33 protein-coding genes and 1 pseudogene are annotated in these 26014 nt (G+C 31.8%); 29 read left to right on the forward strand and 5 right to left on the reverse strand.

What is annotated here, in order from left to right:
• Positions 1 to 202 precede the first annotated feature (202 nt).
• The gene (locus JG776_RS02785) at positions 203 to 1261 is read right to left on the reverse strand and encodes a GerMN domain-containing protein (RefSeq protein ID WP_291964492.1); all 1059 of its coding nucleotides are present in this window, start codon (positions 1259 to 1261) and stop codon (positions 203 to 205) included.
• A gap of 249 nt (positions 1262 to 1510) precedes the next feature.
• Between JG776_RS02785 and JG776_RS02790 the strand changes: the two genes are divergently transcribed.
• From JG776_RS02790 to JG776_RS02840, 11 genes are all read left to right on the forward strand, one after another.
• On the forward strand, positions 1511 to 2509 hold the full coding sequence (locus JG776_RS02790) for a 2-hydroxyacyl-CoA dehydratase (protein WP_291964494.1): 999 nt from the start codon (positions 1511 to 1513) through the stop codon (positions 2507 to 2509).
• Complete coding sequence (locus JG776_RS02795; RefSeq protein WP_291964496.1) at positions 2506 to 3270, forward strand: acyl-CoA dehydratase activase; 765 nt, start codon at positions 2506 to 2508, stop codon at positions 3268 to 3270. Before JG776_RS02790 ends, JG776_RS02795 begins: the two co-directional genes overlap by 4 nt.
• The gene (gene queC, locus JG776_RS02800; RefSeq protein ID WP_291964497.1) at positions 3267 to 3944 is read left to right on the forward strand and encodes a 7-cyano-7-deazaguanine synthase QueC; all 678 of its coding nucleotides are present in this window, start codon (positions 3267 to 3269) and stop codon (positions 3942 to 3944) included. Before JG776_RS02795 ends, queC begins: the two co-directional genes overlap by 4 nt.
• Entirely contained in the window at positions 3944 to 4369 is a 426-nt protein-coding gene (gene queD / locus JG776_RS02805; protein WP_291964500.1) for a 6-carboxytetrahydropterin synthase QueD, read from the forward strand. The genes queC and queD overlap by 1 nt, the downstream gene beginning before the upstream one ends.
• A complete protein-coding gene (locus JG776_RS02810) occupies positions 4370 to 5098 on the forward strand; it encodes a radical SAM protein (RefSeq protein ID WP_291964502.1) in 729 nt (242 codons plus the stop codon).
• Between the two features lie 114 nt (positions 5099 to 5212).
• Complete coding sequence (locus JG776_RS02815) at positions 5213 to 5392, forward strand: hypothetical protein (protein ID WP_291964504.1); 180 nt, start codon at positions 5213 to 5215, stop codon at positions 5390 to 5392.
• Positions 5393 to 5650: 258 nt separating this feature from the next.
• Positions 5651 to 5908 carry an ATP cone domain-containing protein gene (locus JG776_RS02820; RefSeq protein ID WP_291964506.1) on the forward strand — a complete coding sequence of 86 codons (258 nt, stop codon included), beginning with the start codon at positions 5651 to 5653 and terminating at the stop codon, positions 5906 to 5908.
• Between the two features lie 164 nt (positions 5909 to 6072).
• A complete protein-coding gene (locus tag JG776_RS02825; RefSeq protein WP_291964508.1) occupies positions 6073 to 6648 on the forward strand; it encodes an aminodeoxychorismate/anthranilate synthase component II in 576 nt (191 codons plus the stop codon).
• Complete coding sequence (pabB, locus tag JG776_RS02830) at positions 6641 to 7969, forward strand: aminodeoxychorismate synthase component I (RefSeq protein WP_291964510.1); 1329 nt, start codon at positions 6641 to 6643, stop codon at positions 7967 to 7969. The genes JG776_RS02825 and pabB overlap by 8 nt, the downstream gene beginning before the upstream one ends.
• On the forward strand, positions 7966 to 8727 hold the full coding sequence (locus JG776_RS02835; protein ID WP_291964511.1) for an aminotransferase class IV: 762 nt from the start codon (positions 7966 to 7968) through the stop codon (positions 8725 to 8727). Before pabB ends, JG776_RS02835 begins: the two co-directional genes overlap by 4 nt.
• A gap of 126 nt (positions 8728 to 8853) precedes the next feature.
• Positions 8854 to 9234, forward strand: coding sequence for a desulfoferrodoxin (locus tag JG776_RS02840; RefSeq protein WP_027307767.1), 381 nt, complete (start codon positions 8854 to 8856; stop codon positions 9232 to 9234).
• Between the two features lie 68 nt (positions 9235 to 9302).
• Here the strand turns inward: JG776_RS02840 and JG776_RS02845 are convergent, their stop codons facing one another.
• Complete coding sequence (locus tag JG776_RS02845) at positions 9303 to 10256, reverse strand: arsenic resistance protein (RefSeq protein ID WP_291964516.1); 954 nt, start codon at positions 10254 to 10256, stop codon at positions 9303 to 9305.
• Between the two features lie 251 nt (positions 10257 to 10507).
• Between JG776_RS02845 and JG776_RS02850 the strand changes: the two genes are divergently transcribed.
• From JG776_RS02850 to JG776_RS02915, 14 genes and pseudogenes are all read left to right on the forward strand, one after another.
• Positions 10508 to 10777 (forward strand): metalloregulator ArsR/SmtB family transcription factor, encoded by a 270-nt coding sequence (locus tag JG776_RS02850; RefSeq protein ID WP_291964518.1) that lies wholly within the window; start codon positions 10508 to 10510, stop codon positions 10775 to 10777.
• Positions 10778 to 10798: 21 nt separating this feature from the next.
• Entirely contained in the window at positions 10799 to 11272 is a 474-nt protein-coding gene (locus JG776_RS02855; RefSeq protein ID WP_291964520.1) for a Na+/H+ antiporter subunit E, read from the forward strand.
• Positions 11272 to 11520 (forward strand): monovalent cation/H+ antiporter complex subunit F, encoded by a 249-nt coding sequence (locus tag JG776_RS02860; protein ID WP_291964522.1) that lies wholly within the window; start codon positions 11272 to 11274, stop codon positions 11518 to 11520. The genes JG776_RS02855 and JG776_RS02860 overlap by 1 nt, the downstream gene beginning before the upstream one ends.
• Position 11521: 1 nt before the next feature.
• Positions 11522 to 11845: a monovalent cation/H(+) antiporter subunit G gene (gene mnhG, locus JG776_RS02865; RefSeq protein WP_027307772.1), complete on the forward strand. Its 324-nt coding sequence runs from the start codon at positions 11522 to 11524 to the stop codon at positions 11843 to 11845.
• Positions 11838 to 12083: a hydrogenase subunit MbhD domain-containing protein gene (locus JG776_RS02870; protein ID WP_027307773.1), complete on the forward strand. Its 246-nt coding sequence runs from the start codon at positions 11838 to 11840 to the stop codon at positions 12081 to 12083. The genes mnhG and JG776_RS02870 overlap by 8 nt, the downstream gene beginning before the upstream one ends.
• Positions 12073 to 12816, forward strand: a complete 744-nt coding sequence (locus JG776_RS02875) for an MnhB domain-containing protein (RefSeq protein WP_291964527.1) — start codon at positions 12073 to 12075, stop codon at positions 12814 to 12816. The genes JG776_RS02870 and JG776_RS02875 overlap by 11 nt, the downstream gene beginning before the upstream one ends.
• 2 nt (positions 12817 to 12818) lie before the next feature.
• Positions 12819 to 13178 carry a sodium:proton antiporter gene (locus tag JG776_RS02880; RefSeq protein ID WP_291964529.1) on the forward strand — a complete coding sequence of 120 codons (360 nt, stop codon included), beginning with the start codon at positions 12819 to 12821 and terminating at the stop codon, positions 13176 to 13178.
• A complete protein-coding gene (locus JG776_RS02885) occupies positions 13175 to 14623 on the forward strand; it encodes a proton-conducting transporter membrane subunit (RefSeq protein ID WP_291964531.1) in 1449 nt (482 codons plus the stop codon). The genes JG776_RS02880 and JG776_RS02885 overlap by 4 nt, the downstream gene beginning before the upstream one ends.
• Before the next feature lie 10 nt (positions 14624 to 14633).
• Positions 14634 to 16508 (forward strand): proton-conducting transporter membrane subunit, encoded by a 1875-nt coding sequence (locus JG776_RS02890; RefSeq protein ID WP_291964533.1) that lies wholly within the window; start codon positions 14634 to 14636, stop codon positions 16506 to 16508.
• Positions 16505 to 17392, forward strand: a complete 888-nt coding sequence (locus JG776_RS02895) for a respiratory chain complex I subunit 1 family protein (protein ID WP_291964536.1) — start codon at positions 16505 to 16507, stop codon at positions 17390 to 17392. Before JG776_RS02890 ends, JG776_RS02895 begins: the two co-directional genes overlap by 4 nt.
• Positions 17393 to 17509: 117 nt before the next feature.
• Positions 17510 to 17998: pseudogene (gene nuoB, locus JG776_RS02900) on the forward strand (NADH-quinone oxidoreductase subunit NuoB); the annotation flags it as partial.
• A complete protein-coding gene (locus JG776_RS02905) occupies positions 17979 to 18464 on the forward strand; it encodes an NADH-quinone oxidoreductase subunit C (protein ID WP_291964538.1) in 486 nt (161 codons plus the stop codon). The pseudogene nuoB and the gene JG776_RS02905, both read left to right, overlap by 20 nt.
• Positions 18461 to 19609 (forward strand): NADH-quinone oxidoreductase subunit D, encoded by a 1149-nt coding sequence (locus JG776_RS02910; RefSeq protein ID WP_291964540.1) that lies wholly within the window; start codon positions 18461 to 18463, stop codon positions 19607 to 19609. The genes JG776_RS02905 and JG776_RS02910 overlap by 4 nt, the downstream gene beginning before the upstream one ends.
• Before the next feature lie 11 nt (positions 19610 to 19620).
• Complete coding sequence (locus JG776_RS02915; RefSeq protein ID WP_291964542.1) at positions 19621 to 20109, forward strand: 4Fe-4S binding protein; 489 nt, start codon at positions 19621 to 19623, stop codon at positions 20107 to 20109.
• Positions 20110 to 20502: 393 nt separating this feature from the next.
• On the opposite strand, the gene JG776_RS02920 is transcribed toward JG776_RS02915, so the two are convergent.
• A complete protein-coding gene (locus JG776_RS02920) occupies positions 20503 to 20907 on the reverse strand; it encodes a hypothetical protein (protein ID WP_291964544.1) in 405 nt (134 codons plus the stop codon).
• A gap of 232 nt (positions 20908 to 21139) precedes the next feature.
• Between JG776_RS02920 and JG776_RS02925 the strand changes: the two genes are divergently transcribed.
• Complete coding sequence (locus JG776_RS02925) at positions 21140 to 21670, forward strand: ECF transporter S component (protein WP_291964546.1); 531 nt, start codon at positions 21140 to 21142, stop codon at positions 21668 to 21670.
• A 92-nt stretch (positions 21671 to 21762) separates the two neighbouring features.
• Here JG776_RS02925 and JG776_RS02930 read toward each other — a convergent pair whose 3' ends face one another.
• Positions 21763 to 22560: an aminotransferase class IV gene (locus JG776_RS02930; protein ID WP_291964548.1), complete on the reverse strand. Its 798-nt coding sequence runs from the start codon at positions 22558 to 22560 to the stop codon at positions 21763 to 21765.
• A gap of 103 nt (positions 22561 to 22663) precedes the next feature.
• Here JG776_RS02930 and JG776_RS02935 point away from each other — a divergent pair, with 103 nt between their 5' ends.
• The 3 genes from JG776_RS02935 (at position 22664) to JG776_RS02945 (ending at position 25582) form a co-directional block, all read left to right on the forward strand.
• Positions 22664 to 23800, forward strand: a complete 1137-nt coding sequence (locus JG776_RS02935; RefSeq protein ID WP_291964550.1) for a class I SAM-dependent RNA methyltransferase — start codon at positions 22664 to 22666, stop codon at positions 23798 to 23800.
• A gap of 132 nt (positions 23801 to 23932) precedes the next feature.
• Complete coding sequence (locus tag JG776_RS02940; protein ID WP_291964552.1) at positions 23933 to 24514, forward strand: ATP-binding protein; 582 nt, start codon at positions 23933 to 23935, stop codon at positions 24512 to 24514.
• Positions 24515 to 24637: 123 nt separating this feature from the next.
• Positions 24638 to 25582, forward strand: a complete 945-nt coding sequence (locus tag JG776_RS02945; RefSeq protein ID WP_291964554.1) for a phosphoglycerate dehydrogenase — start codon at positions 24638 to 24640, stop codon at positions 25580 to 25582.
• Between the two features lie 40 nt (positions 25583 to 25622).
• On the opposite strand, the gene JG776_RS02950 is transcribed toward JG776_RS02945, so the two are convergent.
• Positions 25623 to 26000, reverse strand: a complete 378-nt coding sequence (locus tag JG776_RS02950) for a hypothetical protein (RefSeq protein ID WP_291964556.1) — start codon at positions 25998 to 26000, stop codon at positions 25623 to 25625.
• Positions 26001 to 26014: the final 14 nt, after the last annotated feature.

Consider the following 26014-nt stretch of genomic DNA (forward strand, 5'->3'; position numbering starts at 1 on the left):
CCTCGCGATGCCATCGTCCTGATGGCCGCTCGGCTCGGCACGTCCTGTGCCGAATTACGGACTTTTTCAAAGTCGAAAAGCTAAGAATTGCTAAAGCTCTCACTAAAGGACCCATTGAAATCCATTCATAGGACTTTTTCATAATTTAGCTAACAAGTAGGTTTGTCAACAATCTCAAAGAGAGGCATCATAGATGCCTCTCTTACTTTATCTCGTATATGTTTTTATAATCCACATAGAAAACCTCATTTTCTGTTATTGCTATATGTCCTGATTCATAGGGCTTTCCATCAACTGAAATATAAACTTTATCAACATTATAGTAATCACCAAGTGTATTTACAAGGCTTTGCAGTATCATTGATTCTAATGAGGAACCTGCATTCATTTCCTCAATGAATTTACTGTTAACATCTACATATACCTTGTTTTGACTGTTGTTAAAGTAAAGTTTGTTTATTTTTGTATTTGGCCCAAATACCTTATTTAAATCTTCCTTTGGAGGATTTTTTAAAAATTTTTCTATTGTGGTATTAACATTTTCATTTGTATAGAGTGAAACCTTTTCAGTTTTAAACGCAAGTTTTTCGTTATTGAAATCTGGATAATAGAATTTCATTGTTTGAACGTATGGTGTATTTTCAACTATTTTTTCAAGGTTGCTCTCAATTACTACATCTCCACTTTTATAAACTGTTTTTACAAAACCAATATTTTTTACATAGTAGTCAAAAATTTTGTAATCATTTCCTTCTGTTGTAACTTCCACAGCTGAATATTCCCCACTTGGGGTAGTTATTTTTGCCTCTGTATTTGAGATATACCTCTTTAATCCATCCTTTGTTGTCCAACTTGTTCCCTTTTCTATGGGTTCCTTCAATAGAATGTCATAGTTTGCATTTGTAGATGAAAGCAGATTTTCTTTATAGTAGTATTCTTCTCTTGAAGATATTAATCTTAATTCTCCATTCTTTATTTCATACACCTTTGATAGCGTAGTTCCAGGGTTTACATCTCTTATTTGTATCCTATCTCCTTCAATGTAGTCTACATAGGTTTCGTGCTCAGCATATTCATTACCAATACCTTGATATTTCATAAAAACGTTTTCTTTAAAGGGAAAATAATCTTTAACTGTAAGTTTGGTGTTATCTTTAGGCGTTGTATCTGTAGGTTTATTAGATTTTGAGCAGGATGCAAAGGAAGATAAGATTAGAACACTTGATATAGTAATACAAATAATTTTTTGAATCCTTTTCATATTATCCCTCCAATCTTTGTATATACATATTATACACCAATAGTGGGTAAAAAAACCATAAATAATGTTTACAGAAAAATTAAAATTTATTATGTTTACTTTTTAGATGTATATGATATACTAACATAGGAAAAGTTAATAGGACAGTTCGAAACCATCCTGTCCTTAAACAAAACTACGGGCTTTAGCTACAAATCTGTAGCTTTTAAGGGGCTGGTAGCCCCTTTTTTGATTTTTTGGAGGTGAATTATGAAAAAGATTGGTATAACAACAACAGTACCACAGGAGGTTTTGATTGCAGCAGGATATAAGGTTATTGACTTAAACAACATATTTGTTACATCAAATAATTATATGGAGTATATTGATATAGCAGAAAAGGATGGTTTTCCAAAGAGTATGTGTGCCTGGATTAAGGGGCTCTATGGTGTTTGTATTAAGGAAGGAATAAAAGAAGTTGTAGGTGTTATTGAGGGGGATTGCTCTAATACAAGGGCATTAGTGGAGGTTTTAAAGTTAAAGGGAATAAAGATATATCCCTTTGCATATCCCAACTCCCACAAATTAGAGGATGTAAAAAAGTCATTAGATGATTTTATGGAGATATTTAATGTTAAAAAATCTGATGTTGAGGATGTAAGAAATAGGCTAAATAAGGTAAGGGAACTTTTGATTGAAGTAGATAAGTTAACGGTAGGAGGATATGCTACAGGCTTTGAAAACCACCTATATTTAGTTTCATCCAGTGATTTTAATGGAGACTATTTGGAGTTTGAAAATACACTTAAACAAAAGATAAAAGAAATAAAGGATAGAAATAAAAAAGATTATCCTATAAGACTTGCCTACATTGGAGTTCCACCAATGATGGGTGATATATATGATTTTGTAGAGGGCATTGGTGCAAAGATTGTTTATAATGAGGTTCAAAGGGAATTCTCCTTCCCAAGATTTAAGAATAATAAGGACATATATGAGCAGTACTATGACTACACATATCCCTATGACATTGAGTTTAGACTTCAAGAAATAAAAAGGCAGATTAAAGAAAGGGAGATAGATGGTGTCATACATTATACTCAAGCCTTTTGTTATAGGGGAATAGAGGATATTATAGTAAAAAGTAAGTTGGAAGTTCCTGTTATAAACATTGAGGGAGATAAATTAAATGAACTTGATGCAAGAATAAAATTAAGGCTTGAGGCCTTTGTGGATATGTTAAAGGATAGAAAGGAATGGGGAAGGTGAGGATACTAGGAATAGATTTAGGAAGCAGAGAAGTTAAAATTGTTCTTTTTGAAAATGGCAGGATTGTTAGAAAAAATAAGATTAGTACAATGAGATTTTATAGAGATTACTGCGTCAAGGATAATGGTTTAATTATAGATAAAGAAAAACTTGATATGGGTGAGTTTGATGTTGGAATTTCAACAGGATATGGAAGAAATAATATAAACATAAAGGACTTTACTCCAATTAATGAGGTAAAGGCACATATATATGGTGCAATATTTCAAACTGGGCTTAATGATTTTATTTTATTAGATTTAGGAGGACAGGATGTTAAGGTTGTGAGGGTTGAAAAGGGTGTAATGACAGATATAGAACTCAATGATAAGTGTGCTGCATCCTGTGGAAGATATTTAGAAAATATGGCAAACATTTTAGAGGTTGATTTAGACTATATGACAAAGTTTTACAAAGAGCCAGTTTACTTAAATTCCACCTGTGCAGTTTTTTCAGAATCTGAGCTTATAGGGAAAATAGCAGAGGGAGTACCTATAGAAAATCTTTGTGCAGGTGTAAATTACTCGTTATATAAAAGATTAAGTCCAATGCTTACAAGGTTTAAAGCAAATAGAATAGTCTTATCAGGTGGAGCCTCCCTTAATAGTGCTTTGATAGAATATTTAAAAAAAGATTATAATGAAGTAATAACTTTACAGGATGCACAGTTTAATGGTGCAATAGGATGTTGTTATTATGGAGAAAGGATGGGATTAAAATGAAAAAGGCTGTTGTACTTTTATCAGGAGGATTGGATTCAACTACTGCATTGTATCTTGCAAAATCACAAGGATTTGAAACCTATGCCATATCCTTTGACTATGGTCAAAGGCACGATAAGGAGCTTGAATGTGCTAAAAGGGTAGCAGAGGCAGCAGGTGTTAAGGAACATATTATAGTTAAAACTAATATGGATGCTTGGGGAGGTTCGGCATTAACTGACAAAAACATTGATGTTCCAGAGGGAGATGTAAATAGAAGTGATATACCAATAACTTATGTTCCAGCAAGAAATATGATATTTTTAGCCTTTGCGGCATCCTATGCAGAAAAGATAGGTGCACAGGATATATTTATAGGTGTAAGTGAAGTTGATTATTCAGGATATGTTGATTGTAGGCAGGAGTTTTTAGATGCAATGGAGCAGGCTATAAACAAAGGCACTGTTTGTGGAGTTGAGGGAAGAAGGATAAAGATAAATGCACCATTTATAAATATGACTAAGGCAGAGGAGATTAAACTTGGAATGGAACTTGGAGTTGATTATTCTCTAACTTGGTCCTGCTATAAAGGTGAAGAAAAGGCCTGTGGAGTATGTGACAGTTGCCTTTTAAGGCTTAAGGCCTTTAAAGAGGCAGGATTTGAAGATCCAATTGAATATAAGGAGGAAAAATGATGCTTACTGTATCTAAAGAATTTGCCTTTGAGGCTGCCCATATGCTATCAGAACACGAGGGAGATTGTAAAAATCTACACGGACACAGCTACAAAATGATAGTTGAAGCTACAGGGGATATTAGAGATGGTATGATTATAGACTTTAAAGATTTAAAAAGGATTGTAAAGGACACTATTATAGATAAAATAGACCATTCATTTATTTATTTTAATGATTCAAAGGATGAAGTAGAACACCAAATAGCAGATATTTTAAAAAAGGCGGGAAAAAGGATATTTGAGGTTAATTATAGACCTACTGCAGAAAATATGGCAATGGATTTTTATAATATTTTAAATGATAAGTTAGCGGATAAAGGGATGAGGGTTGTATCTATAATACTTTATGAAACACAAACAAGCTTTGCAAAGGTGGTAGGTTAATTGAAAAGAGAAGAATTTTTAAATGAAAAAATACCTATGGTTGAGATATTTAACAGCATATCAGGAGAAGGAATAACAAGTGGTTTTTTAACAACATTTGTAAGGGTATATGGCTGTAATTTAAGATGTAGCTATTGTGATACAAAATACAGCTATGATGGAGAATATAGTCTAATGACACCTATTGAAATTTTAGGTGAGGTTAATAGATTAAACTGCAAAAGAGTTATTGTTACAGGTGGAGAACCACTTGATGAAGAAAAGAAAAGATATATTCCACTTTTTCTTGCACAAAATGGTTATGAGGTTAGAATTGAAACAAATGGAAGTGTAAGACTTTATGACGAGGATGAAATATATCAATTTACCAGTAAAAAAGAAAGGAAAAATCTCTTTTACACATTGGATATAAAATGTCCCTCCTCCAATATGGATAAATTTAATATATTTGAAGAAAACTTCAAAAAATTAATCTGGGGTGACGAAATAAAGTTTGTTGTGGGAAATGTTGATGATTTAGATTATTCAATGGAGGTAGTTAAAAAGTATAAAGAATATTTCAAAGGAGTTACATTAAATTTTTCTCCTGTGTTTTCAAAGATAGAACCAAGTCAAATTGTAGATTATTTAAAGATAAGAAATAAATTTTTTGCTGAAAATAATTTAGATGTAAGGCTCAACCTTCAACTTCATAAAATTATCTGGGATAAGGATAAGAGGGGAGTATAATATTAATGGCAGCCATATCACTTATAACTTTTAATTATATTTGATAAGTATGAGAACTTGGTATAAATAAATGTTTTTTTAGGGAAAATAATAGTGATTGAGAGGAGGGGTTTTATGGCAAGTAGAGAACAATTAAAAGCAGTTGCAGCATCTTGTACTAAATATCAAGCAGAAGGATTTACATCTTCAGCAGGGGTAGTTGATAAAAGCTGTGAAAACTGTGTAAACTTTGATGGTTATAAGTGTACAGTAAACGCTTTTGATAAGGTATTAACAGGATTAGACCAAGGATAAAAATAACAGCCACATAGAATTATACTATGTGGCTGTTATTTTTGTCTATTTTTCAATAATAGAGATATTAAATAAGAATGATTGTTCTTTTGTTTGAGGGTGATTTTGAAATAAAGGTTGGATGAAGTAGATTACTCCTAAAATGCATTGCAAAAATATTAACGGAAGAAAAAACTTTAAATGTTAACTTTATATATAGTTGAAAAATTCTGAAAAATAATATACTATTAAATTAATAAATATATAAGGGGTGATACTGTGAAGGTTATAAAAAGGGATGGTAGTTTACAGGAATTTGATATTGATAAGATTATAAAAAGCATAAGAGCGGCTTCAGATGATATAGGAGAACCACTTAATGAATCTGATTTACATAATATTGCAAAGGACATAGAGGATGAGATAAAGGGGCTTGGAAAAGAAGAGGTTTCCTTTGAAATAATAAGAAGAATAACAGTAGATATATTAAATAAAGAGGGCTTTAAGGATGTTGCAAAGGCTTATATTGAATATTAGTTTATTACATAGCTGTCACAAAGGTGGCAGCTATGTATTTTTGTGCTAAAATTATAATTATTATGGGTATAGTAATTAGTATAAATAATAGTTTTAGACTTTTTATTGTTTACGTACGAATTTAACCTCTTAAATAACACTATAAAAAGTTCAAGGAGGATATTATGGTTCTGATAGTAGATAACTATGATTCATTTACATATAATCTATATCATTATTTTTTAATATTAGGAGAGAAGACCATAGTTAAAACAAGGGATGAGATAAGTATTGATGATATTGAAAAGCTAAAGCCCAATTATATTGTTTTATCACCAGGGCCAGGGCAACCAGATGAGTCTATTTTATCTTTAGAAATACTTGAAAAATACAAGGGAAGGATACCAATACTTGGAGTATGTCTTGGGCATCAGTGTATAGGACACTTCTTTGGTGCAGAGGTTGTAAAGGGCAAAAGTCCTGTCCACGGAAAGGTTCATAAGATATTTCACGAAGGGAAGGGTGTTTTTAAGGGTTTAAAGAGTCCTTTAAATGTAACAAGGTATCATTCTTTAGTTATAGATGAAGGGACTTTGCCTAACTGCCTTGAGGTTACTGCAAGAACTATAGAGGGAGAAATTATGGGGGTAAGACATAAGGAGTTTGATATAGAGGGGGTACAGTTTCATCCTGAAGCAATATTAACAGAAAATGGTCTTGAAATGCTTCAAAACTTCCTAAGGAGGAGCAAAAATGATTAGATTAGACTATAAGTTAGACGTTTTTAAGCTCTATAATTTGCTCATAGATTTTAAGCCACAGCTTTTAGAAAGTAGCTATATGGTTAAGGATACTGGAGATTATTCTATTTTGTGCTTTAAGCCAAAATATAGTATAAGCTATTTAGACGGGAAAATAGCTGTTGATTATGGGGACAGAGTTGAAATAATTAAGGAGCTACCTTTAAAGGTTTTAGATGAATATATTAAGAGAAATAAAGAGTTAAAAACAGGATTGATTTTTGATGGAGGATTTGTTGGATATCTATCCTATGATTTTGGCGAAGAGATTATGGGGATAAGGGGGAAGGATAACTCTCCTATAAAAATACCAAGCATCTACTTTGAGTATTTTGAGGACTATATAGTTGTAGATAACAGAAATAAGCTTACATATATAGTTACAGACGATGAGGAGATTATGGATAGAATTAAAACTAATAATTATGCCGAGACTATAGATGATATTGATGTAAATTTAAAATCTAATCTTGAATTTGATGAATACTGTAGGGCAGTTGAAAGGGTTAGGGAGTATATAAGGTGTGGTGATGTATATCAGGTAAATATTTCACAGCAGTTTTATGGAAGAGGTAAATTAAACCCAATATATATCTATTCTAAATTTAGAAGGGCAAACTATGGTCCCTATAATGCATTAATAAGAGTACAGGATAAATACATACTCTCAACTTCACCAGAGCAGTTTTTAAGAAAAAGAGGAGATACAATAACCACAAGGCCAATAAAGGGTACGGTTAAGAAGGTTGAGGATAAAGAAGAAAACGAAAGGTTAAAAAGGGAGCTTCATGAAAGTGAAAAATGTCGTTCGGAATTGTTAATGATTATAGATTTAGAAAGAAATGATTTATCAAGGATATGCATACCTGGTACAGTAAAGGTTGAAAGCCTATTTGATGTAGAGGAATATTCAACTGTTAACCACCTTGTTTCAACGATACAAGGCAAATTATTAAAGGATATTGGATTTAAAGAGATAATAGAGGCTATGTTTCCAGGAGGTTCTATAACAGGTGCTCCAAAGCTTAGGTCTATGGAGGTTATAAATGAAATTGAAAAGGTAAATAGAGGAATATATACAGGTTGTATAGGATACATTTCAAACAATGGTAATATGGACTTTAATATAGCAATAAGAACAGCTGTTATGGACAAAGAAAATATAATATACAATGTAGGTGGAGGAATTGTATGGGATTCTAACCCTGAGGATGAATATGAAGAAACACTCCATAAGGGAAGGGCGATTTACAATTCCCTTGTTAAAGGAGGGAAAAGATGATTGATTTGTTTGATAGGGGAGTAGCCTTTGGGCTTACTCCTTTTGAAACATTATTTGCATATAAGGGAGAAGTCCTTTTTTTAGATGAACACTACAAAAGACTTAAAAGAAGCTTAAAAATACTTGGGATAGATAATAACTTAATCTTTGAAAAGTTTAAAGAAGAAGCACTAAATTCAATTAAAGGTATAAATAATCCTGTTGTAATTAAAATTATATATATAGACGGTAAGCTACATATAAAATTAAGAACTCCCTCATACAATAAAGAACACTATGATAGAGGGCTTAAGCTTGCAATTTCAAGGGAGAGAAAGCCTAAAAGCATTTTAAACTATATAAAAACCTTTAATTATGGGCAAAACTACATTGAGGATTTAAGGGCAAAAAATAAAGGATATGACTCCTGCATATTTTTAGATTACAGGGGATTTATAAGTGAGGCAGCCTATGGAAACTTATTTTTTATAAAGGATAGAGTAGTCTATACTCCAAGCATAACCTGTTCAATACTACCTGGAATTATAAGAAAAAAACTAATAGAGCATTTCAAATTAAAGGGGGTAGAAGTGGTAAAAACAAATATTACCTTAGATGAGCTTGAAAATTTCGATTCAGCCTTTTTTACAAACAGTGTTGCAGGAGTGCTTCCTGTATCAAAAATTGGAAACACCTCCTTCTCAAAAAGTGCCACCCAGGTGAAATGTGAAATTATTCAATTTATGGAAAGATATTTCTCTTGTTGGTTAGGTTATTAATAATGTATTGTAGATAACAGATAAATTATTTTCCAGAAAATTTTATAAAAACATTACTTGTAATATTAATAATAAGTGATATAATATTATTAATAGAAAATGATTATCCATAAAGGAGGGGTAAAAATGACTGAGGTTAGGCAAGTTTATAAATGTGAAATATGTGGGAATATTGTAGAGGTTCTTCATAAGGGGGCAGGTACTTTAGTTTGCTGTAATAAACCAATGACACTTAGAGAGGAAAACACAGTAGATGCATCAAAGGAAAAACACGTGCCTGTTGTAGAACTTGTGGATGGTGGAGTTCTTGTTAAGGTTGGAAGTGTAGAACATCCAATGGAGGAAAAACACTACATTGAATGGATAGAAGTACACACTAAGGATAAGGTATATAGAAGGTTTTTAAACCCAGGGGATAAGCCAGAAGCCTTCTTCAAACTAAATGATGGAGAAGAAGTTTTATTTGCAAGAGAATACTGCAACCTTCACGGACTTTGGAAGGCATAAAAAAGTGCCACCCAGGTGATTTATTGTGGTATAAATAGGAAATGTCACAATTCACCTGGGTGGCACTTTTATTTAAACACCCTATTTGCAAAATATTTTCCAAACCAAGATGCACTTTGAACCTGAAGTATAAACGCAAGTGTTACAATTAGTGCAGCCTTTGAACCAAAGCTTGATGCAGCAATTCCAAGTGCTAAGGACAGATTACGCATAACTGTACTATAAACAAGTGCTATTGCATCTTCTCTGTTTAAAAAGATTTTTCCTATAATTGTGCTTATAGTATAGTTTAACAGGTAGAATACAGCAAGCACAACTAATGACCATAGAATTAAATTTGGTTTAGAAATTATAACCTTTGATTTCATACCAATGCTTATAAACACAATTCCAAGAAGGAACCATATACTTATAGCTGGTAGTATAGGTTTTATTTTTTTGTTGTACTCCTCAACTGAATACTTCTTAAGAAGCAATTTATAAGTTATTGTACCTAATATTAATGGAATAACAACAACTTGAATGATTGTGATAAAGGTCTTTACAATATCAATAGGTATATACTTTCCAACCATAAGAAGTAAATACCAAGGTGCTACAAGAGAACCGACAAATAAGCTAAGTGCAGTTATTTTAATCGCAGCCGACACATTTCCCTTATTTAACATTGTCCAAGAAATAGTCATACCACTTGTAGGTAATAGTGATGCTATCGCAAGTCCTGCAAACATATCCATATTGTCTTTAAATAATGTAATTCCCATTAAGTACGCTATAACAGGTATAATTAAAAAGTTTATAAGTAAAGATAAAAGAACCAATTTTGAATGGGACAAATCAAAGGCACTCTTGTAATTAAAACCAATCATAGTTGGATAGATCATAAATACAGTAAATATCAGGATATAGCTTTTCATAAAATTCAAATCGAATTTAAGCCCTGTTAAAAATCCAAGTAATAAAACAAGGGGTATAACCTTAACAAGATTTTTTGATGGATAGTAAAATATCTTTTTTATCATTCCAATTCCTCCCTTCGACAAATTTAATTATATTTATATGTCGAGTTTTTCTCAAATACCCTATAGGGGTATATACAATTGATTTTGGATGATTTTCTTTAAATATCTTACCCAATTTAATTAAATCGTATAATTTAATAGCATATGCTCAAAACTCTGTTATTTTGTTAAAAAATAATTAAATTGAAATATTAAGCATAATATTGTAATATTATAATATAAAAATACTTAAAGGGGGTATAGGTATATACGTGAGTAAAAAAATTCAAAAATTAGCAGACAAGTTTAAAGTTCTATCAAATCCAATTAGAGTTTCAATATTACTGTGTCTATTAAATGGACAATCTAATGTTACTAAGATTCAAGACTGCTTAAACATACCTCAATCAACTGTATCAAAACATTTAGGAATCTTAAAAAATGCAGGTGTAATTGAGGGAGAAAGAAATGGACTTGAGGTAATATACAGCATAGTCGATGATGGTGTAAAGAATATGATTCTTTCCCTAATGGAGGAGTAGTTAATCTTGGAGGTGAGCCTGTTGAATAATTTTATATTTATTTTCTTTTCACTTTTTTTAGTATGGACTACGTTAAGTTATCCACTTACAAATCAAGAAATCATATATGGTTTAATTCTCTCTTTATTCATATCAATTTTAACTCAATATTATAACCAAAGGAGTAAAAGTTTTAAAATAAAATCCCTCTATCATTTAATTAAATATTTTATTGTATTTTTAATTGAATTAGTTAAGGCAAATTTAAATATGGCAAGGATAGTAATAACTCCTTCACTTCCTATTTCACCAAAGATTTATGAGGTAAAAACAGAACTAAAATCAAATATAGCAAAGGCCCTTCTTGCAAATTCAATAACATTAACTCCAGGTACCATTTCAGTAGATTTAGATGACGACACAATATATATACACGTTGTTGAAGGCACAAGGGTTTCTAATGTTGAGGACTTAAAGGGACCCTTTGAAAAAATACTGAAGGAGGCATTTGAATAATGTTTTATGTAACCATTTCACTAATTATATTAGGAATGCTCCTTAGCATAATTAGATTAGTAAAAGGAGATTCAATAGAAAGCAGAGTTGTTGCTATAGACGTTTTAACAACTATAACATCAAGTTTAATTATTGTATTTGCCTTTATATCAGATAATATGCTTCTTTTAGATGTTGCTCTTGTTTATGGTCTTTTATCCTTTGTTGGTGTTGTTGCAGTAGCACGTTATTTAGAGGGAGGAATTTAATATGCATTACGTTGGTTGGTTCTTTATATTAGTTGGAGCAACATTTTCATTTCTTGCGGGCCTTGGAATATTTAGAATGCCAGATGTACTTAATCAGTCACAAGCTGGAACCAAGGCTTCAACGCTTGGAATATTAGCATTACTTGTTGGATTTTCCTTTATAAATCCTAATGTGTCACCAAAGCTTATTCTAATGGCACTATTTTTTCTATTCTCATCTCCTATTGCATCCCACACAATATGTAAGGCGGCACTTAGGAGAAATAAAGCAAAGCTAATATTAGATTCAAATCCTCTTTTAAAGGAGGGAGAAGCAAATGAATAATCTTGCAATATTTATAGCTTTAATTATGTTTTTAGGAGCAGTATGGACAGTTTTGACAGAGGATGTTTTTAAGGCAATTGTTATTTTTGGCATAGTATCCCTTATGTCTTCTGTTATGTTCCTATTAATGCAGGCACCAGATGTTGCTATAACTGAAGCTGCAATTGGTTCAGGTATAACAACAGCATTATTTATATTCACATATAAGAAAATGGAGGAAAGAAAAGATGAAAGATGAAAAGTCTTTGTTTATAAATATAGTTGCTCTTTTGATTCTTTCATTTATGGCCTTTTATATCTATAAGGTTTCAATAGATACAGGAGAAGGAATAAAGATTACTGACAATATTACTCCAAAGATGAGGGTTGCAGATAGATTCTTAAAAAAGAATGTGATAGATGAAAATAGCACCTATAATTTTTCTCAAACTGCAGAAGATACATCTGCAAATATAGTTACATCAATTGTTGTAGATTATAGATTATTTGATACAACATTAGAGGTTATAGTTTTATTTGTAACTATCTTAGGATTTGGCTTTGTTATACCAAAGGATAAAAGAAGAATTATAAAGCCTTCTGTAATTCTTTATAGATGGTCACCAATACTTATGATTTTAATGCTAATGATTGGTGGATATATGTTTATAAATGGACATTTATCACCAGGGGGAGGATTCCCAGCAGGTGCGATTATATCAACAGCAGTATTGATAGGAGTTTTAGCTGGAAGAAAGACTGTAAACCCAAAAACTCTAAAGGTAGTTGAAGCAATAGCAGGTATATCAATATTTGGTATAGGAATAGCATCCTTCTTTATAAAGGGTGTATTCTTCCAAAACTTCTTAACAGGTGACAAAATAGGGGATTTATTTTCAGGTGGTTTAATACCCGTATTTTATGGTCTTATAGCTTTCAAAGTTGCGGCAGAACTATCGAATATTTATTTTGAATTTTATGAGGAGTGTTGATTATGACAAAAATCTTTATATTATCTTCACTTTCCCTTGTGTTTGTTGGTCTCTATGGAGTTTTAACAAGAAAGAACATAGTTAAAATTCTAATAGCATTAAACATAATAGAAACAGGAATCAATATGCTCTTAGTAGCCTTTGGGTATGTTGAGGGAGGAATTACCCCAATACTACAATCAGATTTAAGCATTGCAAATTTGGAGAAAATGGTTGATCCTGTTCCACAGGCATTGGTATTGACATCAATAGTAATAGGCCTTGGAACAACAGCCTTTGCTTTATCGCTTGCAATGAGATACAAAAATACACACAATTCAATTTCAATTAGAGCAACAGATGAAGAGGGGGTAAATGTATGAATAGCATAGTGTTTTTAGTAGTAATCCCTCTAATTGCAGCATTTTTATCCCTTTTCTTAGGAAATTTAAATAAGATTATAATGTATATTGCTACGTTATTTAACTTAATATTTTCGATAGTAGTTTTTATGAGTGGAAAAATTCCATTTAATGTTGCAATAGGAGGTTGGAAGGCACCCTTTGGAATAAACTTTGTTGTAACTAACATTACAATTTATTTTTTACTTCTTGTAAATATAGCAGCCCTAATTTCTATAACAATGGTTAAAGATATAAAGGAATATCAATTCTATTCCTTCTACTTTGTGCTTTTAGCTGCTACAAATGGTATGGTTTTAACTGGTGATATGTTTAACTTCTACCTATTTACAGAGTTATCAACGTTTGCAATTGCAGGACTTGTTGCCTATAAAAGAGACAGATTATCAACAGGTGCAGCACTTAAATTTTTAATTTTATCATCAACAGCTTCATTGTTTAGCCTATCTTCCATTGGGCTTATTTATAAAACCTTAGGAACACTAAATTTTGCTGATATTGCTTTAAAACTTAATAAACTAAACCAAGCATCCTATAATCTAATTTTAATTTTATTTTTAGCAAGTATGCTTGTAGAACTTAAAATATTCCCATTTAACTTATGGGTTGTTAAATCTTATGAGGGTTCAATTACATCAGTAAATATGTTTACACACGGAATGCTTGGAACAGCAGGAATATACGGTGCTATAAGAATTCTTTTAATAGTATTTCCAAATATGTATAACACTAATATTTCAAAGGTATTAATAGTACTTTCAGTATTTACAGTTTTAATAGGCGAAATAGGAGCACTTAAGGAAAAGAATCTTGTAAAGGTACTTGCCTTTTCTTCTATGGCTCAAATGGGAATATTTATGTTTGGTATAGCCTTAGGTAGCTTTGAGTCAATTAAGGGTTCATTATATATAGTAGTTTCAAATTATCTTGCAAAATTAGTAATGTTTATGGTTACAAAGCAATATTTAAAGGCTGTAGATAGTAAAAATTATGTTGATATGAAGGGGCTTGGAAGGAAATATCCAATACTTGCAATTTCATTTACAATAGCAGCCTTAAGCCTTATGGGAATGCCCTTCTTTGCAGGTTTTTGGGGAAAGTTTTCAATAGTTGTAAGTGCACTATCAGTAGATAGATTATCTACTTTAGGTATAGCAATTATATTAATTGCATCAGTTGTTGAGGGAGTCTACTACCTGAGAATTTCACACACATTCTTTGTAGAGAAGGATGTGAACAGTGTGAATATTTCAAGGGTCTACTCAATAATCCCTTTTGCTTTAGCCCTATTAATTTTAGTTGTAGGTATATACCCAAATTCAATTGAACAGATATTATTTAATGTAATTGATGAAATAAAGAATGCACCAGATAAGTATATAAACATAATTTTATCATTGAAGTGAGGTAGAGAATATGATAGAGCTGCTTTTAGTTCCCTTAATTATAACTCTCTCTATAGCATTTTTTATAAAGTATAAACGAGTTACTTGGACGCTGTTTTTAGCTGCTAATGGCTTTATATTATACAAGCTCTATAGTATATATGGAATATGGAGTTTAAGCTATAGCTTCAATACAGGCTATGAATTATTGGGGGCAAAGTTAAACTTAGGAGTTTCCAACAATCCAATAGGATGGTATTTTGCATTTTTTTCTGCTTTGATAACGCTAATTATTTCAATATTTTCAATAGGATTTAATAAAAATTCAAAGAGCAATGTATCGGTTATATGGATGTTAATTATATTTTCAAATTTAGGTATTTTCTTTGCAAAGGATTGGGTAACCTTCTTTATGATGTGGGAACTTATGGGATGGACAAGTTTCTTTGCAATCACAAATGGTAAGGACAAGGCACTTGATGGAGCAAAATATTATCTATCACTATCATTATTTGGTGCTGCATTGCTGTTAATTGCAATATCACTTTTGGGTGCATATACAGGTACCTTTGAAATACTTCCATCAGCCTATGGACTTCTTCAAATAATAAATTCTTCAACAAAATTAGGAATAGCAATCCTTCTGCTATTTTTAACAACTTTTATAATAAAATCAGCCATATTCCCATTTTATATGTGGCCGCAAAAGGTTTATGCAGAAGGACCAGAGGATTATATTACGTTTATGTCCTCTGTAATGATTAAATATGGAATTTACCCAATGGCTATATTTATTGTTCCTGTAGTAGGTAGTGTAAATCTTCCAAAGATATTAAACACAGGTAATGTGCTTCAATATGTAATAGGATACTTAGGAGCAATAAGTGCTGTACTTGGAACATTACTTGCAATATTCCAAACAGATATGAAAAAACTATTTGCATATTCTTCAGTTTCAAATATGGGATATATTTTACTTGGATTTTCCTCAATGACTATAGTTGGATTTGAAGGTTCGCTTTTCCACGTAGTAAACCATATGATTTTAAAGGCGGCAATATTTTTAACACTTGCAGCAGTAATTTTTAGAACTGGAGAAAGTGAAATGCACAAGCTTGGTGGGCTTGTTTACAGAATGCCACTTACATTTATGACATTCCTTCTTGGAATAATAGCCGCAGCAGGCATACCACCACTTAATGGGTTTGGTTCCAAGTGGATGATAATACAGGCCCTTATGTCAAAGAAGATGGTTGTATTTGCAATAGCAATGATATTTGCTTCAACAGGTGCATTTATGTACCTATTTAGGGCTTTAGCATCTATATTTTTAGGACAACTGCCAGATAGATATAAGGATGTAAAGGAAGTACCACTAACTATGGCAGTACCTATGTTTATAATGATGGTTATTATGTTACTTGTTGGTGTAGTACCAGGTGTAGTTATGAAACCTTTAACAACAGCGTTAAAGGCAGTTGGATATAATGTTGATATTGCTTCTTGGACAGTACTTGAGGGAAGCCTAAAGAATGCAACAATTGACCTTAAAATAGTATTCTATATGTTCGTTGCAGGAGTTATAATATCAGGATTAATGTATTTCTTTGGAAATAAATCAGAGACTGTTCCACAAGAAGATAACTATACAGCAGGTGAATATCCAGAGGAATGGGGTGTAGATGCTGATAGATTTAACTATTCATATTCCTTCTATCAACCATTTAAGGAGATGTTTGATCCTCTACTTGAATCTATTTCAATAGACGATTTATATACAAGCATTGGTAGAAATTTTGAATATTTAAGCACTACAATTCAAGGACTATTTAAAAGAGGAGAAGGTGCAGTACTTCTATTTAGTATAGGAGTTCTCCTATTGATATTAGGAGGGTTGATTATATGATGGCAGTATTAAGGGTGTTTTTATTTAGTTTATTTGCAATATTTATAGGACTACTATTTATGGGAATTGGAAGAAAGGTTATTGCAAGAATTCAGTTAAGATATGGCCCACCATTTTATCAAGCCTTTCTTGATGTAGGAAAGTTATTCTCAAGAAAATCTATAACACATAATTTTGTAATGGACTTAGGTATGGTAATGTCACTTGGTGGACTTTTAGCAACAATGTTGTTTGTGCCAATTGCAGGACACGTTGCTGTTAAGACGAGTACAAATTTAATAGTTATTATGTATCTAATGGCGATAGGATATTTAGGAATGGCTATGGCTGTTGCAGCCAGTGGTAACCCAAATGCGACAATTGGGGTATCCCGTGCCCTTACAATGATGCTTGGATATGAAGTTCCATTTTTTACAGTTATGCTTGGGCTTATCATAGTAAATGGTACTTCATCACTTGAACTAATTTCACAATCTCAAGCAGGTTCAATCTTAAATTGGAATATGATAAAGTTTCCGCTTGCCTTTATTGCGGCAGAAATAGCACTTCAGGCAATGATGGGTGAAAAGCCCTTTGATGCAATGATTGCACCTGCTGAAATAGCATCAGGGCCTATGGTTGAATTAAGCGGTAAATACTTAGGTCTTGCCTTTTTAACCCACGCAGTATCAATATTTGTTGAAACTGCAATAATAGTAAATCTATTTATGGGTGGTGCAAGCAATATATTTACATTTGTATTAAAGCAATTTGAGATATATCTTATAACCGTATTTATTGAAGCAGTATTCCCAAGATTTAAAATCGAACAGGCTGTTAAGTTTCTATGGACTGTGCCAATGGGAATAGCTGTACTTCAGCTTATACTTATTCTTCTTAAATAGGAGGTGTTCTATATGCAAGAATTAAAGGTGGAAAAGAAGAGAAGCTGTATAGACAATGTTATAGATTTTTTTAGACAAAGATCAATTTGGATGCTTCATTACTGAACAGGCTGTGGAGCGGTGGAGTTGCCACCAGCAATGACATCCAGGTGGGATGTTGAAAGATTTGGAATAGGGCCTATGGCTACACCAAGACAGGCGGATGTACTTCTTGTAACAGGATATGTTTCTTTAAAGACTTTAAAGAGAATAATAAGAACCTATGAACAAATGCCTGAACCAAAATGGGTGTTGGCCTTTGGTTCTTGTACTGTAAATGGAGGAATCTATTGGGATTCATACAACACAATAACAAACTTAGCAGAGTATATACCAGTTGATATTACTGTATCTGGCTGTATGCCAAGGCCAGAGGCAGTAATGGATGCACTTCAGACATTAATGAAGATGATTCAATCGGGTGAAGCAGGGGCCTATAAAAAGTACAAGGAGAATTATGAATACTATAAAGCAAATCAGGATAGGGTGCTTAAAAAAACAGTACCAATATTAGGACAAACTCCTATAAATGATTTGGAGGGAAAAGATGAAGATGCAAAAGAGTGATATTATAAATATATTGGTGGATAGAGGATATAGTGTTTTTGATTTGTACCATAACCAAATAGCCCTTGCTGTAAAGAAAGAAAATCTATTAAATGACCTTATATTTTTAAGAAGTATAGGATTTGAGCATTTGTCCTTTATTACAGCTGTTGATTTTATTGACGAAGGTGAGTTTGAGGTTGTTTATCATATTTGGTCCTATACACATAAAATTCATATTTTAGTAAAGGTTAGGGTGGATAGAAATAATCCTGTAGTTCCAACAGTAATTAATCTTTGGGAGCAGGCACAATTTTATGAACAAGAGGTTCACGAGTTTTTTGGAATTAAATTTGAAGGAAATAATGATCTATCACCTCTATTCTTAGAAAACTGGGTAGATATACCGCCATTAAGAAAGGATTTTGATACAAGGGAATTTTCAATAAGGCTTTATGATGCAGAAGTAGATGGAGGTGATAGATGATGGATGCACCATCATATACACTAAGCAAAATAGCTGAAAAGGATAATTTAGCAGTATATGATTTATTCTTTGGTCCAAACCACCCAGGTATGCACGGAAATTTTGGATATGTTTTAGAGATGATAGGAACAGAAATAGTTAAGGTAAGACCAAATGCAGGTCATCTTCATAGAGGATTTGAAAAGTTAATGGAGCAAAAGCTTTGGGTACAAAATATAGCTCTTGTTCCAAGAATATGCGTTGTTGACCCTGATCCAAACGAAGTTGCCTACTGTACTGCAATAGAAAAAATTATGGGAGTTGAAATACCAGATAGAGCAAAGTTTATAAGAACAATAACTCTTGAGATGAGCAGGTTAACTTCATTTTTAATGGGAATGGGAGCACTTGGTGCAGCACTTGGGCTTTATACACCAATGTATATAATGATGGCAGATAGAGATTTAGTGCTGGACTTATTTGAATGGTTGACAGGTGCAAGAATTTATCACATATTCAATATTCCAGGTGGTGTAAGAAATGACCTGCCAGATGGATGGGTAGAAAGGTTAAATGAGGTTTTAGACCATCTTGAAAGAAGATTGATTGAATATGATAAGCTTGTGTTTGAAAATCCAATAATCCATAAGAGATTAAAGGGATTAGGATATATATCAAAGGATGAGGCTATAAAGACTGGAATAACAGGGCCAAATCTTAGAGCATCTGGTGCTGCCTTTGATGTCAGGGTTGATGACCCTTATGCGGCATATCCATATCTTGATGTAAAGGTTATAACTCAAGAGGGTGGAGATGCCTTAACTCGTGCAGTTCAAGTTAGATTGGAATTTGAAGAAACAATAAAATTGATAAGACAGGCATTAAATAAAATGCCAGAGGGTGATGTCAGATTAAACTTAGGTAACCTTTCAATGCTAAAGGTTCCAAAGGGTGAAGCATATGCAAAGGTTGAGTCATCAAAAGGTGAGTTTGGATACTATGTTGTGTCAGATGGAGGATTAAAGCCATATAGAGTAGGGGTTAGAGGCCCATCGCTTCCAGCAGGACTTTTATATGCACAAAAACACCTGCCAAAGATGAAGATAGATGATGTAGCAGCGTGGATGGCATCACTTGCAATATGTCCACCTGATATTGATAAATAGGAGGTGCTTCTATGGCATTAGGTGATAAGAGTGTTTATTCTCCACTGACGACGTTAAAAAATTTATTTAGAAAACCTGTTACAATAAAGTATCCAAAACAGATTTTAAGAGTTTTTCCTAAGGAGGGCGTATCTCCTAACTATAGAGGCCTTCATACAAACGATTTAGAAAAATGCGTTGGATGTGGAGCTTGTAAAAGAATTTGTCCCTTTGATGCAATAAAGATGAAGGTAGTAGGTAAGAATGAACAGGGAAGAGATATTAAAAAGCCTGTTGTTGATTATGGTAGATGTAGCTTTTGTGCCTTCTGTGTGGACGTTTGCCCGACAAATTCTCTAAAGATGTCAAGACACTACATCTATAAGATAAAAACAGTAATGTCAATGTCAGCAAAGGAAGAAGTAGAATACGTTAAGGAAAAGTTTAAACTTATGCCAGATGAAAAGTTAGGCGACGATATAGGATACAATACAGGAAAAGTGAAGAAGATACTGGGATAAAAAAGTGCCACCAAGAGCTCTGAAAAAATGATACCTTAAAAATTGTCATCACTATATATAGTATGTTTTTAAAAATGATTTGATTTTTTCGGAGGTCTCCCACCCAGGTGAAATGTGACATTTTCCTATTTATAGTATTAAATTTTGCGACATTCGTACCTATTTTTGATAGGATACGAGAATGTCGCATTTTATTTAGAGTAATATTGTTTGTAACTTTTTGTTATATGTAAGATATATCAATGTTATTATAGACAGTTTTTATAAATAATAAAGTTTTGCATTATTACCTTTAGTATGAATTTACTATTTAAAGTTATAATATTTACTTATAGTTACCCAATATAACTTCATCAATCAGCCATTTTTTATTTATTTTCTTTAAAATTAAATTTATAGGACTATAGGACGTTTTGCAGCCACACCATCTAAAACTATTTCGGAGCTTGTTATTTCGATGATTTCTCCCGTTACCTTATATGTGTATTTATCTATTTTGTTAATGCTTTTTATTTCGATTCTATCAGGCCAAGGACTTGAAGTTAATCTTCCAGGAGCTTTTTTAGGTTCTTTAATCCATTTTTCCAAAAGACGATCAATTACGTAAATACTATAATTATCTTTTATATACTTAATTATTATTTCTTTTGGTGCTAAAAGAGGTACATTTTTTAGTTTACTTCCAAAACCGTCAACAATTTTAACTACTTGGCATATCTCTTGATTATTTATGGTTTCTTTTTGTGAATATGGATTATTAATTAAAGCATTAGGTGTTTTGGCAACTGTATTATACAAAAAGCTGAAGTTAAAAAACTAAAAATAAAAAGTATAACTTTTTTCATATTACCTTCTATTACTTATATTAATATTTGTTTTGGTGTCTGATATAATTAATGATATAATTATTATCTACTCGCTGTAAAAGTAATAAACAATAAAACTGAGGATAAAAATATTTTAATTTTATCAAAAATATCAGAATTTTAATAGTAAATTGCATATATATGATTTTATAGGAGGTAATATAATGAAAGGTAAAACCAATAAAATAGTATATTCATCCTTATTTTTAGCTATAGGTATTGTGTTTCAAGTAATTGGAAGAAACATACCTCAAATTAATCAATTTTTAGTAGGACCTATTATTAATAGTATTTTAATACTTACAGCCTTCATTTGTGGAAGGTGGTGGGGTGTAGGAGTAGGAATATTAACACCACTTTTAGCTTGGTTTGTAGGCCAATTGGCAGCACCATTAGCACCATTTATTCCTTTTATTATGGTGGGGAATTTATTGTTTGTATTAGTATTTTCATTATTTGTAGAAGGAGATATATTTAGAAGGGCTATTGGTATAATATTAGGAGCTTTAGTTAAGTTTGCCTTTTTATCCTTTGCTTCTACAAAGCTTATAAAACTTATTGGTTTGAATTTTCCACCAAAGATAGCAAAAGCTTTAGCTACAAGTATGAGCTTTCCACAGCTAATAACTGCTCTTATAGGTGGTGTTTTAGCTTTATTGATTATTGAATTATTAAAGAGGAGAAGAGTTATTTAAAGAAAGATTAAAAAAGAGTACCTTTTTATAATAGAAGGTACTCTTCTTATTTGGTTATAAATGGATAATGTCACATTTCACCTTGGTGGCACTTATGAAAGCATTTTGTCGTATTCTTGCATTATTTTTTTAAGAATAGAATTTTTTACATTAAAGACTTTATTATCAATTTGGGATATAGGTAGTACCTTTGGTGAAGTTCCTGTTAAAAAGCAGGCATCAAACTCATATATTTGGTTTACCTTTATTTTATTCTCAACAACCTCAAGCCCTAATTTTTCAGCAATCTCCATAACCTTTATTCGTGTAATTCCAACTAAAACATCCTCTTTAGGTGCGGTGTATAATGTATTTCCTTTTATGAAAAATATATTTGAACGACTTCCTTCTGTTATTTCGTCATTATTATTTACAAGGATTGCTTCGTATAAATTATTCTCTTCAAGGTGTTTATTTATTTTTTTACGTAATGCAGAGTTTATAACCTTTGCATTAGGGTTTTCTCTAATAGCCTTAAAAAGTGTTGTTTTAACTCCATATTCATAAGAATCTTTTGCAGGATAGACTGATTTTATAAAAAATAGATATACATCAGGACTATCAAAGTTGTTTACAACAATCTTTACATTGTAATTTTGAATGTTGTTTAGCTTAGCTAATTGTATTATCTGTTGTCTAATTTTCTCTATATCAGCATAATAATCAACATTTAAAAGTTTTGCAGAGTTATTTAACCTTTGTATATGGTCCTCTAAAAATACAGGTTTACCATTGATTAATCTTATAACTTCATATATACTTGGAGATACTTCTTTGTATATGTTATCAAAATTATTTACCTCATATTCCTTTCCATTATGCAAAAAATATTGTAGAACAGCTTCTCCCATTTTAATCACCTCGTAAGATATTTTACACTATTATCATTAATATTGCAAAATAAGTTATTTTTAGGATATGATATATTAAGAAATTTGAAAAAGGAGAGATAAGATGTACGATATAGTAATAACTACGGCATTTGGAATAGAATCAGTTACGGCAAGCGAGCTTAAAGCATTAGGATATAGCGACTACAAGGTGGAAAACGGAAAAGTAACCTTAAAGGGAAAAGATGAAGATATTGCAAAACTAAATATGTATTTAAGAACAGCAGATAGGGTTTACATAAAGCTTAATGAGTTTAAGGCAGAAACCTTTGAAGACCTTTTTCAAGGAACCCTATCAATAAACTTCCCTGATTTTTTACCTAAAAATGCAAAGATGCACGTAATAGGTAAGTCAGTAAAATCAAAGCTATTTAGTGTATCAGACTGCCAGGCAATTGTAAAAAAAGCTGTTGTTGAGGCAATGAAGAGAAAATACAAAACCGATTGGTTTGATGAGGATGGGCCTACATATAAAATAGAGGTTGCAATATTAAAAGATATAGCGACAATAAGCCTTGATACATCAGGTATAGGATTACATAAAAGAGGATATAGAACTATGGCAGGAGAGGCACCATTAAAGGAGACTTTAGCAGCTGCAATGGTACTTTTAAGTAAATGGACTCCTGATAGACAGCTAATTGACCCATTTTGCGGTTCTGGAACAATTTTAATTGAAGCTGCATTAATGGGTAAAAATATTGCACCAGGCTTAAATAGAGGATTTGATGCAGAAAACTGGAATCATATAGACAAAAGGATATGGAAGGAGATTAGAGATAGAGCAAAGAGTGAAATAAATGATTTAGAGTTTAAGTTATTAGGTCAAGATATAGATGGAAAGGTGCTAAAGGTTGCAAGGGAAAATATAAAAAGAGCAGGTGTTGAAGATTTAGTATTTGTACAAAAGCTTCCTATGGAGGAATTAAGTTCAAAGAAGAAATATGGATGTATTATATGTAATCCTCCCTATGGTGAGAGAATAGGAGAGATTAGACAGGTTGAAAAGCTATATAAAAAGATGGGAGAGGTATTTAGTAAATTAGATTCTTGGTCCTATTTTATATTAACAAACCATTTGGATTTTGAAAAATTATTTGGTAAAAAGGCAGATAAAAATAGAAAATTATACAATGGAAAACTGCTTTGCTATTTATATCAATATTTTGGACCACTACCACCAAAAAGAAGAGAAGAGTAAAATTTAATCTTTGTATAACAAATTATAAAAAAAATAAATAAAATAATTTTCGTTATTGAATGTATGAAGTTAAGCTGATATAATATAAATTGCTTTTTTCTAAAACAAAAATTAAGTTATGGAGTGAGTGAAGTGCCTATAAGAATAGCAATTATTGGTGGTCCAAGATGTGGAAAAACAACGCTTATTCAATATCTATATGCTGAAATGAAGATAATGGGACTAAATGTTGGATGTGCAACAGAATATTCAACAGAATATCTTAAGGATAAGGGAATGATTGAACACCTTGCAGAACAATATGGCATCTATCTTGGTCAAGCAAGGCTTGAAAATGAACTTGAAGTGTTTGACTATGCTATAACAGACTATGCTACATTTTTACCTTACATTTATGGAAGGTTTATGCTTGGAAACAAAAAAAGAACAACAAAAGAAATTGAAATCTTAAAGGACCTTTATGCTCTTGCAATTAGGGATCTTCCAAAGTATGATTACATCTTTTTCCTGCCAAGAGAGTTTGGATATGAAAGGGATGGAGTAAGATGGCAGGATGAAGAGACAGCTATAAAGGTAGATGAGGCGGTTAAGCATTTCTTAGATGCTGAAAATGTGCCATATATTACATTAGATGGTTCTACTAAAGAAAGAGCAAAGAAGATTTTTGAAATAATAGGACTAACTAAAAAGAGCAAAGAAGAAAAGGGTGCGTAATTTTTAGTGGCTAACAAAGGTAATATCATACCTTTGTTAGCCACTTTGTTTTATTTAAATCATAAATTTGCATTATAATTTTAAAGTGAATTTTTGTATAATTTTATATAAGGGGGTGAATATATGAAAAAGGTACTTTTTACTTATGATTATGGTAGAGACAAAATGAAAAGGATTGAGGATTTAGGGTATGAAGTCTTAATAAGAGATGAAAATAAAGTAGTTTATGAGAAAAATTTTAAGGATGTTGAGGTTTTGGTATGCTATAACCCTTTTTCTACGTTAGATATAAGCTTAATGGAGAAACTCAAATGGATTCAACTTTCGAGTATTGGAATTGATCAAATTCCAAAGGATATAGTGTCAGCACGAAGGATTATAGTAACCAACAATAAAGGTGGATATAGCATTCCTATGGGAGAATGGATTGTTCTTAAAATACTTGAGATGATAAAAAATAGTAGAGAGTTTTATGAAAAACAAAAGCAGAAAATATGGAAGGTAGATACAAGTATTTTAGAGCTCTTTAATAAGACAGTTGGATTTATAGGTACAGGAACAATAGCACAGGAGGCTGCTAAAAGGTTAAAGGGTTTCGAAGTAAAATTGATTGGTGTAAATACAAATGGAAGGAAATTAGAGTATTTTGATGAGTGTTATAGCTTAAATGAGATAAAAGATGTAGTAAAAAAATGTGACTTTGTTGTTGTATCTGTACCATTAACAAAAGAGACATTTTATCTAATAGATAAAGAATTGATAGAGAATATGAAGGATGGAGTTTATATAGTAAATATTGCAAGGGGAAGTGTTATAAATACTGATGCACTAATTGAGGCTGTAAAAAAGGGAAAGATAAAAAAGGCTGCACTTGATGTTTTTGAAGAAGAACCCCTTACTGTGGAGAGTCCTCTTTGGGATATGGAAAATATAATCATAACACCTCATAATTCCTGGGTTTCAGAAATGAGGAATGAAAGAAGATATAATATAATTTATGAAAATATGAAGAGATATGCAGAAGGACGCGAACTTCTAAACACAGTAGATATTATAAAGGGATACTAAAAATAAACAAAAGGTGCTTTGCACCTTTTGTTTATTTTTGCTATTCAAATATGGTTACAAATCTTATTGAATAAAAATCACACATAACCTTTGCATTTGAAGTAGTTTCCCTTATTACAACATAGCTTACACCAACTTCAAGTAGTATTCCTTCCTTATCAATAAAAAGGTTAGTTCCAATTAAAAAGTCTATCTTTACCTTTTTACCTATTTGTGTTCTTAAGTATGCTTGAGTGAAGTTTATGTTTTTTAGTGTTGGTTCTTCTTCAGGATTTACAGGTTGGAATGTTAGATCCTCTTGTCTGTCATCAACTAATGGACAAGGATAGCGGTAGAAGGTTGGAACAAAATAAACTGGTTCAGCCTCTAAATTTGAATTTTTCTCTTGTATAGGTTCATTAGAATTTTTTTTACTCATAAAAGACCTCCTTA

It is taken from the genome of Caloramator sp., assembly GCF_020054765.1.
In the GTDB taxonomy this organism is placed as follows: Bacteria; Bacillota; Clostridia; order Clostridiales; family Caloramatoraceae; genus Thermobrachium; species Thermobrachium proteoclasticum.